This is a genomic window from Stenotrophomonas sp. STEN038 (assembly GCF_056759895.1).
Window position 1 is genome coordinate 46,358 of sequence record NZ_JBRRDW010000004.1, and the last position, 18,237, is coordinate 64,594.

Annotated in this window: 15 protein-coding genes; 12 read left to right on the forward strand and 3 right to left on the reverse strand. The window is 61.7% G+C overall.

Annotation, left to right across the window (positions count from 1 at the left end):
- Nucleotides 1-2: 2 nt before the first annotated feature.
- The gene (locus ACVOLS_RS02555) at nt 3-1,445 is read left to right on the forward strand and encodes a lipid II flippase MurJ (RefSeq protein ID WP_481544350.1); all 1,443 of its coding nucleotides are present in this window, start codon (nt 3-5) and stop codon (nt 1,443-1,445) included.
- 181 nt (nt 1,446-1,626) lie between these two features.
- On the opposite strand, the gene ACVOLS_RS02560 is transcribed toward ACVOLS_RS02555, so the two are convergent.
- Nucleotides 1,627-1,989 carry a hypothetical protein gene (locus ACVOLS_RS02560; RefSeq protein ID WP_481544351.1) on the reverse strand — a complete coding sequence of 121 codons (363 nt, stop codon included), beginning with the start codon at nt 1,987-1,989 and terminating at the stop codon, nt 1,627-1,629.
- Nucleotides 1,990-2,412: 423 nt separating this feature from the next.
- Here ACVOLS_RS02560 and ACVOLS_RS02565 point away from each other — a divergent pair, with 423 nt between their 5' ends.
- The 6 genes from ACVOLS_RS02565 (at nt 2,413) to ACVOLS_RS02590 (ending at nt 10,224) form a co-directional block, all read left to right on the forward strand.
- Nucleotides 2,413-2,952 carry a fimbrial protein gene (locus tag ACVOLS_RS02565; protein WP_481544352.1) on the forward strand — a complete coding sequence of 180 codons (540 nt, stop codon included), beginning with the start codon at nt 2,413-2,415 and terminating at the stop codon, nt 2,950-2,952.
- Between the two features lie 77 nt (nt 2,953-3,029).
- Nucleotides 3,030-3,752: a fimbrial biogenesis chaperone gene (locus ACVOLS_RS02570; protein ID WP_481544419.1), complete on the forward strand. Its 723-nt coding sequence runs from the start codon at nt 3,030-3,032 to the stop codon at nt 3,750-3,752.
- Nucleotides 3,753-3,864: 112 nt separating this feature from the next.
- On the forward strand, nt 3,865-6,474 hold the full coding sequence (locus ACVOLS_RS02575) for a fimbria/pilus outer membrane usher protein (protein WP_481544353.1): 2,610 nt from the start codon (nt 3,865-3,867) through the stop codon (nt 6,472-6,474).
- The gene (locus ACVOLS_RS02580) at nt 6,465-7,511 is read left to right on the forward strand and encodes a fimbrial protein (protein WP_481544354.1); all 1,047 of its coding nucleotides are present in this window, start codon (nt 6,465-6,467) and stop codon (nt 7,509-7,511) included. Before ACVOLS_RS02575 ends, ACVOLS_RS02580 begins: the two co-directional genes overlap by 10 nt.
- Nucleotides 7,512-8,222: 711 nt before the next feature.
- Entirely contained in the window at nt 8,223-9,254 is a 1,032-nt protein-coding gene (locus ACVOLS_RS02585) for a fimbrial protein (RefSeq protein ID WP_481544420.1), read from the forward strand.
- Between the two features lie 280 nt (nt 9,255-9,534).
- Nucleotides 9,535-10,224: a DUF3667 domain-containing protein gene (locus ACVOLS_RS02590; protein WP_481544355.1), complete on the forward strand. Its 690-nt coding sequence runs from the start codon at nt 9,535-9,537 to the stop codon at nt 10,222-10,224.
- A 33-nt stretch (nt 10,225-10,257) separates the two neighbouring features.
- Here the strand turns inward: ACVOLS_RS02590 and ACVOLS_RS02595 are convergent, their stop codons facing one another.
- Nucleotides 10,258-11,574: an NCS2 family permease gene (locus ACVOLS_RS02595; RefSeq protein ID WP_282266305.1), complete on the reverse strand. Its 1,317-nt coding sequence runs from the start codon at nt 11,572-11,574 to the stop codon at nt 10,258-10,260.
- Between the two features lie 257 nt (nt 11,575-11,831).
- Nucleotides 11,832-13,496, reverse strand: a complete 1,665-nt coding sequence (gene ettA, locus ACVOLS_RS02600) for an energy-dependent translational throttle protein EttA (RefSeq protein WP_303748868.1) — start codon at nt 13,494-13,496, stop codon at nt 11,832-11,834.
- Between the two features lie 219 nt (nt 13,497-13,715).
- Here ettA and ACVOLS_RS02605 point away from each other — a divergent pair, with 219 nt between their 5' ends.
- From ACVOLS_RS02605 to ribD, 5 genes are all read left to right on the forward strand, one after another.
- Complete coding sequence (locus ACVOLS_RS02605) at nt 13,716-14,195, forward strand: RcnB family protein (RefSeq protein WP_481544356.1); 480 nt, start codon at nt 13,716-13,718, stop codon at nt 14,193-14,195.
- A gap of 159 nt (nt 14,196-14,354) precedes the next feature.
- Nucleotides 14,355-15,608, forward strand: a complete 1,254-nt coding sequence (gene glyA, locus ACVOLS_RS02610; protein ID WP_481544357.1) for a serine hydroxymethyltransferase — start codon at nt 14,355-14,357, stop codon at nt 15,606-15,608.
- A gap of 155 nt (nt 15,609-15,763) precedes the next feature.
- Nucleotides 15,764-16,297, forward strand: coding sequence for a transcriptional regulator NrdR (gene nrdR, locus ACVOLS_RS02615; protein ID WP_481507937.1), 534 nt, complete (start codon nt 15,764-15,766; stop codon nt 16,295-16,297).
- A 231-nt stretch (nt 16,298-16,528) separates the two neighbouring features.
- Nucleotides 16,529-16,996, forward strand: a complete 468-nt coding sequence (locus ACVOLS_RS02620) for a GNAT family N-acetyltransferase (RefSeq protein WP_481544358.1) — start codon at nt 16,529-16,531, stop codon at nt 16,994-16,996.
- Between the two features lie 99 nt (nt 16,997-17,095).
- Nucleotides 17,096-18,181: a bifunctional diaminohydroxyphosphoribosylaminopyrimidine deaminase/5-amino-6-(5-phosphoribosylamino)uracil reductase RibD gene (gene ribD / locus ACVOLS_RS02625; protein ID WP_481544359.1), complete on the forward strand. Its 1,086-nt coding sequence runs from the start codon at nt 17,096-17,098 to the stop codon at nt 18,179-18,181.
- The last annotated feature ends 56 nt before the right edge of the window (nt 18,182-18,237 follow it).

Genomic DNA, 18,237 nt, shown 5'->3' on the forward strand with positions numbered 1-18,237 from the left:
CCATGTTCCGCGCCACGCTCTGGTTGACCTTGGTGACGGTGGCCGGGCTCGCGCTCGGCTTCGGCCGCGAATGGCTGTTGGTTGATGCCTGGGGCGCAGGTGCGCGCAGTGATGGTTTCCTGGTCGCGTTGTTCCTGCCCGAAGCCATCCGCATGACGCTGGCTGCAGGCCTGTTGTCGTCCGCCGCATTGCCGCTGTACCAGCAGCTGGAAGTCACGCGGCAACCAGAATGGGTATCCACGCAGATGCTGGGTCTGCTGCTGATGGGCGCGCTGATCGCGGTGACGCTGGCGGCAGGCGCGGGCATCTGGGTCCGCTTGATCGGACCTGGCCTGGCGACGGGCGTGCAGCATACGGCCGCGTCCAGCCTGTTGATTCTGTCCTGCGTGGTGCCGATGCTGCTGGTGCATGCATTGGCAGCAGCGATAGGGCAGGCCCAGCAACGCTTCCTGGTGGCTGGCCTGGGTTCGTTTCTGTACAACCTGCCGGCGGTGCTGTTGCTGTTGATGCAGCGCTCGGCAACCAATGAACGCGATCTGGCCTTGGCCTTTGTTGCTGGTGCGGTGTTGATGCTGCTCTCGGTGCTGCCGCTGCTGTGGCGCGGTGGCTGGCGGCCGTGGCGTTGGTACTGGCAGCAAGCCGATGCGTACGGCTTGTACAGTCGGCTTGGGCCGTTGCTCGCCAGTGCAGGTGCCAGCCAAGGACTGGTCTTGCTGGAGCGCATTTGTGCCTCGTTCCTGGGCGAAGGCGCGATCACGCTGGTCAATCTGGCGCGCAAGCTGGTCAACCTGCCGCTGGTCGCACTGATGAGCCTCAATCAAGTGGTGCTGGCGCGCATGGCGCAGCTGGGCGAAGACGAGGCCGCTCGACGCAACGCACTACGTCTCGGGCTGCTGGTGACGGCTACCCTGACCATTCCCGCCGCGGCCGGCATGATTGCCAGCGCGCCATCGCTGGTGAAGCTGTTGCTGCCTGCCGGCATGGAGCAGGGTGCGTTGCCGATGTTGCTGGCGTGGTTTGCCTGCGTGATTGTATTTGGCGCGTGGAATGCGTTGCTCGCGCGCTACGCTTATGCGATTGGCAACACCGTGTTGCCGATGCGCTACGAATTGATGGGCAGTGGTCTCAATGCGCTGGTGTTGTTGCTGGTGCCCGCGGTCACCGGCATCGCGGGCATCGCTTGGGCAGCGCTGGCCGGCTGCCTGCTCACGGCCTGTCTGTTCCTGCGGCGCTACGCGCTGCTGGCCGATCCCTTGATGTCGCGCCTTCCCATTGTGGCTGTGGTTGCGCTGAGTGGAGCGATGGCGTTGTGCAAGTTCGCGCAGGGCATCTGGACGCAGATGATTGTTGCGTCGATGTATGCGCTCGCATGGTTGCTGTTGTTGGCTATCTGGAGTGTGCGGGCGGCTCGAGTCCAGGATGCAGCGCGTGTGTCCGCAGCGTGACCCCGCGAGTTACCGCCAGGGCTTGTGGTATAGCCCGATTTCAGGATCCACGCATCGCTGCGCGTCGAATGATGGGCCCGGGTCGCCGATCTCGGTGAATGCAGCTCAAGTGTCGGATGATGGTGGTTGACTGCACCGGAACCGGGCAGGCCTTCAAGCCTGCCGGTTGCCGTCGGGGATGTCACGGATAGGTGACCACCACCAGATAGCCTGCTTTTGCCGATTGCCCGGGGCGAGTCTGCAATGCATAGCTCTGGGAAAAAACGCGCTCGGGAGCTTCGCCTGGATGCGCCGAAAGGCCTGCCTGCTTGTGGTAGGCGGCCAAGGTGATGACATCGCCGGTTGCCAGGGTGGATACCTGCAGCTGCGCGCCTTGCGCAGACATCGGGCAGGTATCCAGGTTCAGTTGTTGCTGATCGCGCACCAGCCCAATGTTGCAGCCCGAATCAACTATGCGTCCCACGAAGCGAATGGTGCCTTGACTTGCGTTGGTTGCCGAAGTGATCGAAAGCAACGCCGCACTTAGCAGGAGAGAACGAATCATGGCCGTACTCCGCGTTTGGGAGCTTCAGTAGGCGCCTGTGGGAAGCAGAGCAGAAGAGGCAACATTCCGTTCTGCTCGCGGACATCACGCGTGTTGAGTGATCACGATCAAGTCGCTCCAAATCCACCGCAGCTTGAATTTCTGGCTGATCAACTGTGCTGGATGAAATCCGGGTACACGAGATCCCCCACATGTGCTGCATGTGCAAGCGTCATGCGAAGGGCTGTTGCAGATTTGATTGGAATGGCTAATTGGCAATTTATGTGGAGAGCGTCACATTTGTTCCTGATAACTTCTCGTCCAGTTCTCGAACAGCAGCTGTCGAGTTCTGATCGGGAAGCGAGTCAAGGACTGAGTGTTGCTTCGTTGAACTCCTTGCTTGCCCCGGACCCACTTCCACTCAATCAGAGCAAGGTAATCGCAATGCGCAACGTCAACATCATCGCAGTACTCGTACTGGCCGCAGTCCCGTTCGTCGCCAGCGCCGCCGACGGCACCATTACTTTCAATGGTGAAATCACCGACAAGACCTGCACCGTTTCCACGCCGCAGGGCAAGGACTTCACCGTGACACTGCCGACTGTTGGCGCCAATGCGCTGGCCGCCAGTGGTCAGGTTGCCGGCCGCACGCCGTTCTCGATCAGTCTGACCCAATGCGATTCCGGCAATGTGGCGACCTACTTCGAGCCGGGTGCCACCATCGATGCCAGTAGCGGTCGTTTGAATAACACCGCTACCGCCAACGCAGCAACCCAGGTGCAGCTGCAGCTGCTGGGCAGCAACAATCTTGCGCTGCCGATCACGGCGGCAGGTGCCGGCCAGCCGCAGACCAATTCGCAATGGGTCACTGTTGCTGCGGACGGCTCGGCAAACCTGAACTACGCGGTTGAGTACTACGCGCAAGGTGCGGCGACCCCGGGTGAAGTCACCAGCAGCGTGAAGTACACGATCATCTACAACTGATTGCAGTTGTCGGGACCCTCGGCCGGCAATACGCCTGGTCGAGGGAATCTGTTCCGCGCAAAAAAGCAGTGGCTGCGATGAAATCACATTTCCCCAAAGCACTGCTGGGCGCGGTGTTGATGGTGTCGTTCTGCCCGCCGACCCTGGCGGGCGTGGTAATCAGCGGGACACGGGTGATCTACCCTGAGCAGGTGCGGGAAATCACCGTGCAGGTAAACAATGTCGGCGAGGCGCCTTCGTTGGTGCAAAGCTGGATCGACAGCGGCAATCCCGAGCAGACGGCGGAGAACAGCGATGCTCCATTCTTGCTGACGCCGCCTATCGCACGTGTCGAGGCGGGCCGCAGTCAGGCGTTGCGGGTGATCTTCACCGGCGCCGATCTGCCGAAGGATCGCGAGTCGCTGTTTTGGTTGAACGTACTGGATGTCGCTCCATCGCCGAAAGAGTCCGGTGAAGAGCAGAACTATCTGCAGGTGGCTTTCCGCTCGCGGATCAAGCTGTTCTATCGCCCCAAAGGGTTGCCGGATACCGCCAACGATGCGCCGCCGAAGCTGCTTTGGAGCTGGTCGGGCGGAAAGCTGCGCGCAGAGAATCCAACGCCCTACCACGTGACGTTGGCGGAGGTGCATGCGGTCAATGCCAACGCAGACAGACTGATTGAAGAGAAAGGAAAGATGGTCGGCCCCAACCAGCAATTGCTGCTGGATGCCAATGGCCCCGTCGACAAGGTGCGCTTCATCACCATCAACGACTACGGCGGAAGGGTAGAGAACAGCGCCAGCGTCGTGGCTGGTCCCTGAGTAGCAGCTCGATGGATTGAGCGTGTTCGCGGTTGCGATCGTTTTGAAGGAAGCCGGTGTGATTGAGAGCAGGTTGTCATCATCAATTCGGAGGTCAATTGTCGATGCAGCAGTGGGCAAGGGCCGATTGCTGCCGATATTCCTTTTTTCGTTGGGCGCGGCGCTGCCGTTGCATGCATGGGCGGCGCCAGCACCTGCTCCTGAGCCCAACGGCAATCTCGGCGAGCAGGCGTTGTTGGTAAGCGGTGGCCCGGCCAGGCCAGCTGCTCCCGAAGTTGCGCAGTTCGACTCCAACTTTCTTTCCGGTTCTGGTACCAAGGTCGATCTGTCCGCCTTCAGCAATGGCAATCCGATGGTGGCGGGTGACTATCGTGTGGATATCTATGTAAACGGCAGTTGGAAGGGACGCCGCGACCTGCCGTTCCGCGCCAATGGACAGGGCGAGGTTGGCGCCTGCCTGGACATCGCGCTGCTTGAGGAGCTTGGGGTGGACGCCGAGCAACTGAAGGCGGTCGATGCCAATACCAGCATCAACACGGCAGCTTCCTGCTTCCAGGTACAGGAGCGCATGCCCAATGCATTCGGCATCTATGACAGTGGCAATCTGCGCTATGACTTGAGCATCCCGCAGGTCAACCTGCGCCGGGAGGCACGCGGCTATGTGAATCCGGCGCTATGGGACCGCGGCATCAATGCAGGCTTCGTTGGCTACAGTTTCAATATGGTGGATGGGCAGACCCGTGGTGTGGTGAGTCAGCGCAATCGGAGTGCCTATCTTGGGCTGAACCTGGGGTTGAACCTGGGTGGATGGCAGCTTCGGCAGGACTCCAACCTGACCTGGAACGAGGGTGCGGGTAGCCATTGGCAGCGCATTGCAACCTATGCCCAGCGCGGATTCGCAGGCGTCGGGGGGGAGCTCACCGTTGGTGAGGCTTACACCAGTGGTGAGTTGTTTGATTCAGTTGGTTATCGCGGTGTCAGCCTGGCCACCGACGATCGCATGCTGCCTGATTCGCTGCGTGGCTATGCGCCAGTGATACGCGGCATCGCCGAGACCAATGCGCGTGTGGAGATTCGGCAGAACCAGCAGCTGATCTACTCCAGCACGGTATCACCAGGCAGTTTCGTCATCGATGACCTGTATCCAACCGGCTACGGCGGCGACCTGGACGTGAGTGTTGTCGAGGCCGACGGTCGCACTCGTTCCTTCAAGGTCCCGTTTGGTGCGGTCGCGCAGATGCTGCGCCCTGGGATGTCGCGCTACGCCTTCACAGTTGGCCAGGTGCGCAATGAGAATCTGCTGGATGAGCCCTGGTTGGCGCAGGGTACCTACCAACGGGGCATTGGCAATCGTCTGACCTTGTATGGCGGTGGCCTGTTGAGCCAGGACTATGCCGCGCTGTTGTACGGAGCCGGTCTGGCAACGCCGGTAGGCGCATTGTCGTTTGACATGACGCATGCGCGTTCGCGCTTTCAGGAAGGCCAGGATAGGTGGGGCTCGAGCATGCGGCTGAGCTATAGCAACCTGATTGGTCCGTTGGGTACCAACGTGACGCTGGCTGCGTACCGGTATTCAACCCGTGGCTACTACAGCCTGCAGGATGCGTTGAACCATCGCGATGCAATTTCGCGTGGGTTCGACGCGCAGCGTTACGGACGGCAACGCAGCCAGTTCCAGTTGACCTTGAACCAGCCGCTGGCCAAAGGCTGGGGTGCACTGTATGTGACTGGGTCGGTGCGGGATTTCTACGATATTGCAGGGACCAGCGTGCAGTACCAGGTGGGCTACAGCAACGCTTGGCGTGCGGTGAACTTTGGTTTTTCGGCAGTGCGTACCGAAGCAGGTCTGCCCGCGGTCCGCGATACCCAATACCTGCTCAGCATGAGCATGCCATTGGGCAGGCGTGGTCGGTCGATGGCGTTCAATGCGGATATCGGCATGCGTAATGGCGGTGCCGGAAATCGCAGCAACGGCTACGAAAGCAGTCGCATCGGCATCAGTGGCTCGGCTGGCGCAGACCATAATATCGACTATGGACTGACCTTGACCGACAGTCGCAATGGCAGCAGCAGTGTGATGGCTTCGGCAGGCTATCGAGGCCGCTATGCGACCCTCAATGGCGCCTATGGATACTCCGACGACTTCCGCCAATTGTCGCTCAGTGCAAGTGGCAACGCGGTAGTGCATGGCGGTGGCGTTACCTTCGCTCCGTATCGCGGCGACACGATGGTGCTGGTGCATGCTCCCGGCGCTACCGACGCACGCTTGACCAATGCACTGGGATTGCGCGTGGATGGTCGCGGTTATGCCGTGGTGCCGTATGTATCGCCCTACCGGCTCAACGCCGTCACCCTTGATCCGGCGGAGATGTCACGTGATGTTGAACTGGAGTCCAGTAGCCAGTCGATAGCACCTTACGCGGGTGCTATCAGTTTGCTTCGATTCCAAACGCGTAGTGGCAGGGCACTGTTGATCAGTATGCGCGGTGCTGCAGGGCAGTCGCTACCTTTGGGCGCTTCCGTAAAGGATGAGCAGGGGCAGCTGGTTGGCCTGGTCGGACAGGGCGGTCGTCTCTATGTTCGTAGCGAACACGATAGCGGCAGGCTGCAGGTTGAATGGGGAGCGCAAGCCTCGCAGCGCTGTGTGTTTGACTATCAGGTGGCGCCCGTTTCTGGCGATGATCAGCTCGGAGTAACTTCAATGGAGACGGTATGTCGGTGATCCATCCATCGGTGCGCTTGTTTGCTGGTGCCGTGCTCGCAGTGCTAGGAGTGGCTTATTCCCAACATGCTTCGGCTAATTGCCGCGTCAATCCACTCGTAAGCTTCGCTGCGCAGAATATCGACATCAATCTAGGCGAAATTAGTGTTCCATCCAGCTTGCCGGTTGGGGGGGTAATTCTTGTGCGTAGCTTTAACATCAGTCCGAAGAGCGCGACTACTTTCATCTGCGACCCGTTTGGACCAAACAGCTCTTCATTGGCGATTTTCCAAGCTACTTCCAATGGCTACGTTTCAGGGGTGCCGGGGGGGCTTATCACCGCTGTCCCCGGGATTGGAATCAGAATAACGCAGACATTGACTGGTAATGGTGGAGGGTTGAGCTCGTCCTACTACCCTGCGGAGATATACTACCGGCCTGGGCAAATCTTGGGTATTCCAGCATCCACTGTGACCGTCGAATTGATTAAAACCAGTGCAGCTGTAGGTAGTGGCAAAATTGGAGGTGATGGGGTTTTTGTGGGGCAGGTGCTGAATAATGCAAGAACTCCTATGGTTACGCTGAACCTTCGCAACGGAGGCGCAATTATCAAGCCACCCACCTGCAAGGTTAGTGCTGGTAGCCAGAACATTGCTGTCAACTTCGGTCCCGTGTCGAGTAGTGCGTTCTCCGGAGTTGGGGCCATTGTCGCGAATCGCGACTTTAATATCGAGCTTGATTGTCAAAGCTCCAATGTAGCCAATTCCACGGTGGGAATTCGTGTGGATGCCCTTCGGGATGCATCCAATTTTCCGGGGGTGTTGGCGTTGGCTGTTTCTGCGGATGCAGCCAGCGGTATTGCGATTCAAGTGGTCCGCAGCGAAAGTCAGGGCGAGCAGCCTGTGCGTTTCGGAGAAAACATGGTACTCGCGACCGGTGTCCTGAGTGCTGGGACACTGGTTCTGCCATTGCGTGCCCGTTATATCCAGACCCGGGCGGGTGTGGTGCTTCCTGGTAAAGCAGCAGGTTCGGCGACGTTTACGATCCAGTACAATTGAATTGTACCGCCTTGCCGATACGGGTCGAGTGGCTGTGTTGATGAAGTTTTCGATGTTGTTGTCGGGTCTGGGCTGATCCAGGGCATGTGTGTTTGCACAGCTGCTGCCGTTTGTTGGATAGTGTTCCGTTTTTCGTCTGTGTTTTTTTGGCGGGTCGATGGCCCATGGAATCACCCGTTCGGGTTCGGTTGGTGCTTTAGCTCTGTATTATTTGCTTTGGTTTTAAAGCGTGGTGTCGTGCGTTCACTCCGACATCAGTGGTGTAGTCGATACGCCTGATTGCGTTCGATTCAACTAGCAAACGGAGGTGCTTGCCTATGTGCTTGGCTATGCCGATCAAGGTGCTGGCTGTCTGAATTGAATCGTTGGCTTTCCCTGCGGGAAAGTGGACGGGCGGTGCGGGGCGGCGTTCGTTCCATTGCAACACCGCTTGCTTCCGTGATTTTGACCTGACCTTCAACCACAGCTGACGCCACGCGTCGGATCGCACTGCAGTCAACTGCAGCCTGCGCTCGTACGAAAAACCTGTTGAGCATGTTCGGCCGCGCTGCATGTACAGCGGGCACGACGCAGGTATGTGCGAAACAAATCAGTCGACCTCTCGTCTGCGCGCTGCGCCAGGTGGTTGTCGTCTTTGACTTTGCGGCATCGCTTATCAACTGCCGGCCCAGTAGCTGCAGTGCTGCCGGCTTCCATAACGATGGAGGCAATATGTCATTGATTCATGAGCGTGCCTGCCTGTTGCGGGCAGCATTGTCAGGTGTTGTGTTGGCGTCCCTGGCACCTGTGGTGCAGGCCGCTTGCTCGTTGAGCACCGGAATTTTCGTGCCGCAGGATGTGCAGATGGACATGGGGCAACTGGTGATACTGCCGAGCTTGCCGGTGGGCGGGCTGATCAAGGAGCTGGTGGTGAACATCGATCAGCGTTCCAGTGTGGGCAGATGTACGGGAGCCAGCAGCGTCATCGGCATTTATAACAATGCGCGGCAACAGACGATGGTGCCGGGATTGAGCAATGTTCGTGCGACTGATGTGGACGGCATCGGGATTCGCGTCTACCGCGATTCCGGGCAGGTGCAAGCGTACTATCCACACGTACTCCCGGTGAATACCAACGGCGCGGTGGATCTTGCCGGTGGCTTCTTTCGCGTGGAGTTGATCAAGACGGCGACAGTCACAGGTTCTGGCTTGATCGCTCCCAGCGGCAGATTCACGACCTATTACTTCGATGGAGATGGGGTCGGCAAGCCGGTGCTTGTATCGACGTTCAAGGGAGCGGGTACCACGGTGGTGAATCCAACATGCTCGGTGCAGGCGGGCAGCCGCAACATCGTCGTCGAGTTCGGGACAGTGCCTGCAAGCACATTCGCCGGCGTGGGGACGCGCGCTATCAATCGCGATTTCGATATCCGCCTGGACTGCCAGGGTAGCAATGTCGCGCAGTTCCAGAGCAGGATCGGGATCCGGCTGGATGCGTTGCAGGATGCATCCAATCTGCCGGGGGTGTTGCCGTTGAGTGCGATTGCGAACTCGGCTGCGGGCATTGGCATCGAGCTGGTCCAGCGCAGTGGTAATGCCGAGAAGGCGGTACGGTTTGCCGAGAACATCGAGCTGGGCTCCAGCGTGGCTGGTAGCAGTACCCTGAGCCTGCCCTTGCGTGCGCGTTACATCCAGACCCGGGTGGGCAGGGTGACACCCGGCACGGCGAACGGTGCTGCGACGTTCACCATTCAATACAACTAGGAAAGGGCAGGATCGGCTCTTGCCCTGGGGCAAGCGTCCCGTTCGTGGCCAGCGTCGAGATGGTGGTGGCCAACCCCAGGTAAGCGATACCGCAGCAAGGGGTGCTGGCTGTTCATCGCGGGGCGATGGCGGAGATTCTCCGCCTCGTTCTAGAATGCTGCCTTGCCATCAACGGGGGCGGTGCATGGGGATGCACGTCGACACCAGCTGTATCAATTGCGATCGCGTAGCCGGCGGTCCTGAGCAGAAGTATTGCCCGAACTGCGGGCAGCCAACGCCGGTGCATCGTATTGACTGGCATTTCCTGGGCCATGAACTGGAGCACAGCGTGCTGCATATGGACCGGGGCATCCTGTATTCGCTCAAGCAGCTGATGCTGCAGCCGGGCAAGTTGCTGCGCGATTACATCGAAGGGCGGCGTGGCAACCAGGTCAAGCCGCTGTTGCTGATCACGATGATGGCGGCGGCCGTGCTGTTGTTGAACCGGCTCATCACCGGCACAAGCATCCTGGACGGCGGTGCGTCTGAGGCAATGCTTTCAGGCCGGACCTTGCCGGGCGAGGTGCTGCAGTTCATGGCTGCCAATCGGGCGGTTTCCGCCTGGGTCGAGTCGCACTTCGCGGCGTTCACGCTGATGCTTCTGCCCATCGAAGCCATCGTTTTTCGTTTGGTCTTCAGCCGCTACAGCAAGCTGAATTATCCTGAGTGGCTGGTGATCACCACCTTGCTGACTGTACAGACCTTTGTCATCTGGTCGGTACTGATGGCGGTGCACCGGTGGGTGCCTTACACCCAGGTCATGGCGGGAGTGTTGGGCATGGCTTACAGCGTTGTGTCGCTGGTGCAGTTTTTCCAGGCGCGGCCGCTGTGGTCGACCATGTGGCGCAGCCTGTTGGCGCTGGGGTTGTTCTCGTTGATCAGCATGATGGCTGTGCTGGCTGCAACCGTGGTGGTGATGCGGGTGGGATAACCCGCTCACGTTTGGGTTGAGCAGCGCCAGCGATCACTCCAGCGCGTAGCGCAGCACAAACAAACCCGCCACCAACCAGACTGCTGGATGCACTTCGCGCCAGCGGCCGGTACCGGCCTTCAGCGCTGCGTAGGCGATGAAGCCGAACGCCAGTCCGTTGGCGATGGAGTAGGTGAAGGGCATCGCCAGCGCACAGAGGGCGGCTGGTACCGATTCGGTCAGGTCATCCCACTTCACTTCCACCAGCTCGCGCAGCATCAGCCCGGCGACGAACAGCAGCGCCGGCGCGGTGGCATAGGACGGCACCATCGCCGCCAGTGGCGAGAACAGCAGCGCGGCCAGGAACAGCGCGGCAACCACCAGCGCGGTCAGGCCGGTGCGGCCGCCGACCTGCACGCCGGAGGCGCTTTCAGCAAAGGCGGTGGTGGAGCTGGTGCCCAGCAGTGAGCCGGCGACAATCGCGCTGCTGTCGGCCAGCAATGCGCGGCTGAAGCGCTTCTTGCCATCTTCCAGCTTCAGCAGCCCGGCGCGGCCGAGTACGCCGTACAAGGTGCCGGTGGCATCGAATACTTCCACCAGCACGAACACCAGCACCACCTGCAGCAACACCGCCAGCGGCGCGCCGCCGTCGTGATGCAGCAGACCAGGCAGGTCCAGCTGCAGGAAGGTCGGGGCCAGGCTTGGCGGCAGCGAGACGATGCCCTGGTACTGCACTGAGCCGATCGCCCAGCCAATGCCGGTGACGGCGAGGATGCCGATCAGGATGGCGCCGCGCACCTTGCGCGCTTCCAGGATGGCGATCAGCAGGAAGCCGGCCAGGGCCAGCAGCGGCGGCGCGGTATTGAGCGGCCCGAGCGTGAGCATGGTGTCTTCATTGGCAACGATCACGTTCGACTTCTGCAACGCGATGATGGCCAGGAACAGACCAATGCCGGCGACGATTGCCGAGCGCAACGAGGCGGGAATACCGGCCACCAGCCAGGCGCGGATGCCGGTCAGTGACAGGACCCAGAATACGATGCCGGAAATGAATACCGCCGCCAGCGCCTGCTGCCAGGGCAGCCCTGCAGCACCCACCACGGTGAAGGCGAAGAACGCATTCAAGCCCATGCCGGGTGCCATGCCGACCGGGTAATTGGCGGCCAATGCCATCACCGCCGAGCCAATTGCCGCCGCCAGACAGGTCGCCACGAACACCGCGCCCGGGTCCATGCCGGTGGTGCCGAGGATTTCCGGGTTGACGAAGACGATGTAGGACATCGTCAGGAAGGTGGTGATACCGGCCAGCACCTCGGTACGGACGCTGGTGCCGTGCTGTTGCAGTTTGAAGATTCGGTCGAGCAGGGACATGGGGAATTCCGACGGACAGGCGGCTTGCTGTCCCTTCTCCCGCCTGCGGGAGAAGGTGCCCCGAAGGGGCGGATGAGGGGTGCTTCACCCGCTCTTCAAGCCTTTTTGGCTAATGCAAGCGCTGTCGGTTTCCGCGCAGAACTTGCCCTCACCCCAACCCCTCTCCCGCAGGCGGGAGAGGGGCTCAAGCGGCGGTTGCGCGATCTGCGGGTACCGCCAAAAGCAGACGGCCGCACTGGGCGGCCGTCTGTCGGGTATTACTTCAGCGCCTTGAAACGCAGGCGCTTGGGACCGGCATCGTCGCCGAGGCGACGCTTCTTGTCCTCTTCGTACTCGCGGTAGTTGCCCTGGAAGAACTCCACGTGCGAGTCACCTTCGAAGGCAATGATGTGCGTGGCGATGCGATCCAGGAACCAACGGTCATGCGAAATGACGAAGGTGTTGCCCGGGAACTCCAGCAATGCATCTTCCAGCGCACGCAGGGTTTCGATGTCCAGGTCGTTGGACGGTTCGTCGAGCAGCAGCACGTTGCCACCCTGCAGCAGGGTCTTGGCCATGTGCAGGCGGCCACGCTCACCACCGGACAGCGAGCCGACCATCTTCTGCTGGTCCTGGCCCTTGAAGTTGAAGCGGCCGATATAGGCGCGCGATTGGATCTCGACACCGTTGATGTTGAGGATGTCCAGGCCGCCAGCGATTTCCTGGAACACGTTGTGGTTGCCGGTCAGCGCGTCGCGGCTCTGGTCGACGTAGGACAGCTTGACGGTCGGGCCGACCACGATCTCGCCCGAATCCGGCTTTTCCTGGCCGGTGATCATCTTGAACAGGGTCGACTTACCGGCACCGTTCGGGCCGATGATGCCGACGATGGCACCCGGCGGGATGATCATCGACAGGTTGTCGATCAGCAGGCGCTCGCCGAACTTCTTGGAGACGTTCTTGAATTCCATCACCGAGTTGCCCAGGCGCTCGCCCGGCGGGATGAAGATTTCATTCGTCTCGTTGCGCTTCTGGTAATCAACGCTCTGCAGCTCTTCCAGACGGGCCAGACGGGCCTTGCCCTTGGTGCGGCCACCCTTGGCGTTCTGGCGCGACCACTCCAGTTCCTTCTGGATCGCCTTCTGGCGGGCCTTTTCCTGGTTGTCTTCCTGCTTCAGGCGCTCGTCCTTCTGCTCCAACCACTGGGTGTAGTTGCCCTTCCACGGAATGCCGCGGCCACGGTCGAGTTCCAGGATCCACTCGGCGGCGTTGTCCAGGAAGTAGCGATCATGGGTAACGGCCACCACGGTGCCGGTGTAGCGCGCCAGGAACTGCTCCAGCCATTCCACCGACTCGGCGTCCAGGTGGTTGGTCGGTTCGTCGAGCAGCAGCATGTCCGGCTTCTGCAGCAGCAGGCGGCACAGTGCCACGCGGCGCTTTTCACCGCCGGACAGGTTGCCGATCACGGCGTCCCACGGCGGCAGGCGCAGTGCGTCGGCGGCCACGTCCAGCTGGTTCTCCAGCGTGTGTGCATCGCCAGCGGCCAGGATGGCTTCAAGCCGTTCCTGTTCCTTCGCCAGTGCATCGAAGTCGGCACCTTCCTCGGCATAGGCGTCGTAGATCTTGTCCAGCGCGGCCTGGGCCTGCAGCACTTCGCCCACGCCTTCCTCGACTGCCTGACGCACGGTCTGGGCAGGGTCCAGACGCGGTTCCTGCTCCAGGTAGCCGACCTTGATGCCGGCCTGCGGGCGGGCCTCGCCCTCGAAATCGGTGTCCACGCCGGCCATGATCTTCAGCACGGTGGACTTGCCGGCGCCGTTCAGGCCCAGCAGGCCGATCTTGGCACCGGGGAAGAACGACAGCGAGATGTCCTTGATGATCTGCCGCTTGGGCGGGACCACCTTGCTGACGCGGTTCATGGTGTAGATGTATTGCGAGGACATGACGTCTCCGTAGCGCACGCCTGCGCCCGGTCCAGTGAGGACAGGGCCAAAGGCAAAAGGGAATCCCCGATTATAACCGCAACCCCGGTATGGCCGGCGGCGACGGGCGGGGCGCTTGCTGATTTATGAATGGGAAAGGCCGTAACCGTTTCCAGCCGGAAGCCGTTCAGATCAAGTGAGCATTATGGAAACCGTCCACCAACCCAGTGAGGGCCACCCATGAAGATGAACCGCTTTGTTGTCGCCGCGATGACCACCGTATTGGCGTTAGGTGCCACCGCCCCGGCCTTTGCGGCGGGTGACCGTGATGACCACGACCGAGGCCGCCACGGCTGGGATGACCGCGGCAGGGGTCATGATCGCGGCCGGGGTCATGACCGCCATGAGCGTCGGGACGACCGTCGTCACTACGCCAATGGTTACCGCGAGGGCTACCGCGATGCCCGCCATAACGACCGTCGTTACAACGATCGTCGCTACTACGCGCCGCCACGCGTGGCCTACCGCCCCTACGGGTTTGAACGTGGCCACCGCTACAGCAACTACTACGGTGGCCCGGTCTATGTGGTCAATGACTACGACCGTTACCACGTGCGCCGTCCGCCCTACGGCCACCGCTGGATCCGCGATGATCGCGGCAACATGCTGATGGTGGCCATCGCCACCGGCATCATTGCGGACATCGTGTTCAATCATTGAGCCAGGCTGCGGCCGGTTCCCTGGAAGGCGCCCTGCGGGGCGCCTTCTTCGTTTACGGGCCGTGGATGTTGGTTGCAGATGGCACCGCCTGCTCCCGGGCCGGGGGGCGAAGGAAGCGCTACAATCGACAGCTCCCTCGCCCCCGTACCAGGAGCTGTGATGTTCCCGCGTGAAGCCCGTATCGAGTCCTACGATCCCGAGTTGGCCAAGGCCATTGCCGATGAGTGCCAGCGTCAGGAAGACCATGTCGAGCTGATTGCCAGCGAGAACTACGCCAGCCCGATGGTGATGGAAGCGCAGGGCAGCCAGCTGACCAACAAGTACGCCGAGGGCTACCCGGGCAAGCGCTACTACGGTGGCTGCGAGTACGTGGACATCGCCGAGAAGCTGGCCATCGACCGTCTCAAACAGCTGTTCGGCGCTGATTACGCCAACGTGCAGCCGCACAGCGGCTCGCAGGCCAACCAGGCCGTGTACTTCGCGCTGCTGCAGCCGGGCGACACCATCCTGGGCATGAGCCTGGCCCACGGCGGTCACCTGACCCACGGTGCCAAGGTCAATGCCTCGGGCAAGATCTTCAATGCGATCCAGTACGGTGTGAACGAAGCCGGCCTGATCGACTATGACGAAGTCGAGCGTCTGGCGCTGGAGCACAAGCCGAAGATGGTGGTGGCTGGTTTCTCCGCCTATTCGCAGGTCATCGACTGGGCGCGCTTCCGCGCCATCGCCGACAAGGTCGGTGCCTACCTGTTCGTGGACATGGCGCATGTCGCCGGTCTGGTCGCTGCCGGCGTGTATCCGAGCCCGATTGATCACGCGCACGTGGTCACCTCGACCACCCACAAGACCCTGCGCGGTCCGCGTGGCGGCATCATCATTGCCAAGGGCGCTGGCGAAGAGATCGAGAAGAAGCTGCAGTCGATCGTGTTCCCGGGCATCCAGGGCGGTCCGCTGATGCACGTCATCGCCGCCAAGGCGGTGGCCTTCAAGGAAGCGCTGGAACCGGAATTCAAGGCCTACCAGCAGCAGGTGGTGAAGAACGCCCAGGCGATGGCCACCACGCTGATCGCGCGCGGCTACAAGATCGTCTCCGGCGGCACCCAGAACCACCTGATGCTGGTCGACATGATCGGCAAGGACGTGTCCGGCAAGGACGCGGAAGCCGCGCTGGGCAAGGCCCACATCACCGTCAACAAGAACTCGGTGCCGAATGACCCGCGTTCGCCGTTCGTGACCTCGGGCCTGCGCCTGGGCACCCCAGCCATCACCACCCGCGGTTACGTGGAAGCCGACTGCGTCGCGCTGGCCAACTGGATTGCCGACGTACTGGACGCACCGGCTGATGAAGCCGTCATCGCCCGCGTGCGTGATGCGGTCAGCGAGCAGTGCCGCAAGTACCCGGTTTATGGCTGATCGGCGTCGGGTGCCAGCGGTTTGTGGCACCCGGTCTGCCCACAGTTGACCGCATTACCCCGGGTTGGGCGCTTGCCCCGGCCCGGGGTTTGTTGTATCTGCGTTACAGGTTTTCCACGTCGCATGCGCGGCGCCTGATGTCCAAGGCTTGAAACATGCATTGCCCGTTCTGCCAGCACACCGACACCCGCGTGATCGATTCACGCGTTTCCGAAGATGGCGCCACCATCCGTCGTCGCCGTGGCTGCGAAGCCTGTGGCGAACGCTTCAGTACGCTGGAAACCATCGAACTCAAGCTGCCGGTCATCGTCAAGAGTGACGGCGGCCGTGAGGCCTTTGATGCGCGCAAGTTGCGGGTGGGTTTCGACCGCGCGCTGCAGAAGCGGCCGGTGTCGGAAGAGCGCATCGAGGCGGCAGTACGTGCGGTGGTGCACCAGCTGCGCATGTGCGGCGAGCGCGAAGTGCCGTCGATCAAGGTCGGTGGCTTCGTGATGGATGAGCTGCGCAAGCTCGATCATGTCGGCTACGTGCGCTTCGCCTCGGTCTACCGCAGCTTCGAGGACGTGGCCGATTTCCGCGATGAGATCGAAAAACTCGAGCGCGACCATTCCGCCGACAACGATCAGCTGCCTTTGTTGGAAGGGGCGGGGTCGCCGGATGGCAGGACCGCCAAGTCGGCGAAGCGTTGAGTTTGGTCCGCTTTCAGCGAAGGTGATGCGCGCGTTTGGCTTATGTCTGTCTGTAGGAGCGGCGTAAGCCGCGAAGCTGACTGTTCATCAGATGGCACAGCTAGCTGGGGCTCAAACAACGTTGGCTTCGCGGCTCACGCCGCTCCTGCACACGGGCCCATGCCCAGGCTGGCGGCGCAATCGATGCAGGCGTACCGTGTGCGCCGATCTTCGTGCAGGTGTTGAATCCCGATGTTGATGGTCAATCTGATCGACCGCCCCGAATTGCTGCCCGTTCTGGCTGCCGCGCATGTGCAGGCATTCGGCAGCTTGTTGCCGGAATGGACCTTGGCCCAGGCCGAGGCCGAGCTGCGGGCGCAGCACCGCGACAGCATTCCCTGCAGTTGGCTGGCTGAGGACGACAGTGGTTGGCTGGGTTCGGTCAGCCTGCTGCACGACGATCACGAGCAGATCCGTGGCTGGTCGCCATGGCTCGCTTCGCTGTACGTGAACCCAGCCGCACGCGGCAAAGGCGTGGGCGCTGCGCTGGTGGCGCACTGCGTGACGCAGGCGGCGGCGCTGGCGGTGCCGGTGTTGTACCTGTACTGCGAAGCGCCGCTGGTGCCCTGGTATGGCGCGCTTGGCTGGCGCGTGCATGCCGAGCTGCAGCTGGGGCCGCTGGCCATCACTGTGATGGCGGTGGACACCGGCTACGCCTGAGTTGCAGTGCGCCTGCCGGTGCAGGCGGCGCTGCGCATACACTTGCCTGCAACCGCTCCCGCACTGGCGGCGGACTGCATTCGCAAAGAGGTTCCAGCAATGAGTCAATTCTCCTCCACCGATCACTTGTTGATGGCACGCGCGCTGCGCCTGGCCGAGCGCGCGGCCTGGACCACGCGGCCCAACCCGATGGTGGGCTGCGTCATCGCGCATGGTGACGAGGTGGTGGGGGAGGGCTGGCATCAGCGTGCTGGCGGCCCGCACGCCGAGGTGTTCGCGCTGCGCCAGGCCGGTGAGCGTGCCCGTGGCGCGACTGCCTACGTCACGCTGGAGCCTTGCGCGCATTACGGGCGCACGCCGCCTTGTGCGCTGGCCTTGATCGATGCCGGTGTGGGCCGGGTGGTTGCGGCGATGGCCGACCCCTTCCCGGATGTGGACGGGGGCGGTTTTGCGCTGCTGCGGCAGGCTGGTATCACGGTGGAGGTCGGGTTGATGGCAGCGCAGGCGCGCGAGCTCAATCGCGGTTTCCTGTCCCGCATCGAGCGGGGCAGGCCGTTCGTCCGGGTGAAGCTTGCCGGTAGCCTGGACGGGCGCACGGCGATGGCAAATGGCGAATCAAAGTGGATCACCGGTGAAGCCGCGCGCGCCGATGTGCAGCAGTGGCGCGCACGTGCGGCGGCAATCCTGACCGGTGCGGCCACGGTGCTGGCGGATGATCCGTTGTTGACCGCGCGGCCAGAGTCAGGCGAGTTCCTGCCGCCGTTGCGGGTGGTATTGGATGCACGCTTGCGCACATTGGAATGCAAGCGCGTGCGCGAAGGCGATGCGCCTACCTTGTATCTGCATGATCCAACATTGGTCGCACCCAACGTGGACGGTGCCGAGTTCGGCACCGTGCGCATGCAGGATGATGGCCGGCTTGATCTGGGCGAAGTGATGGCGCTGCTGGCTGCGCGCGGCATCAACGAGGTACATGTCGAAGCCGGGCCAACCCTGTGTGGTGCCTTGCTCAAGGCCGGATTGGTGGATGAGCTGCTGCTGTACATGGCACCGCTGCTGATGGGCGACGGCGCAAGGCCGCTGCTGGCAGGCTTGGGCATTGAATCCATGGCGCAGGTGCAGCGCTTGCAGTTGGTGGACACCCGCATGCTGGGACAGGATCTGCGCCTGTTGCTGCGGCCGTAATGCAACCAGCCTGCAGTTGTGGGAGCGGCGTAAGCCGCGAAGCACGTACATCGTCA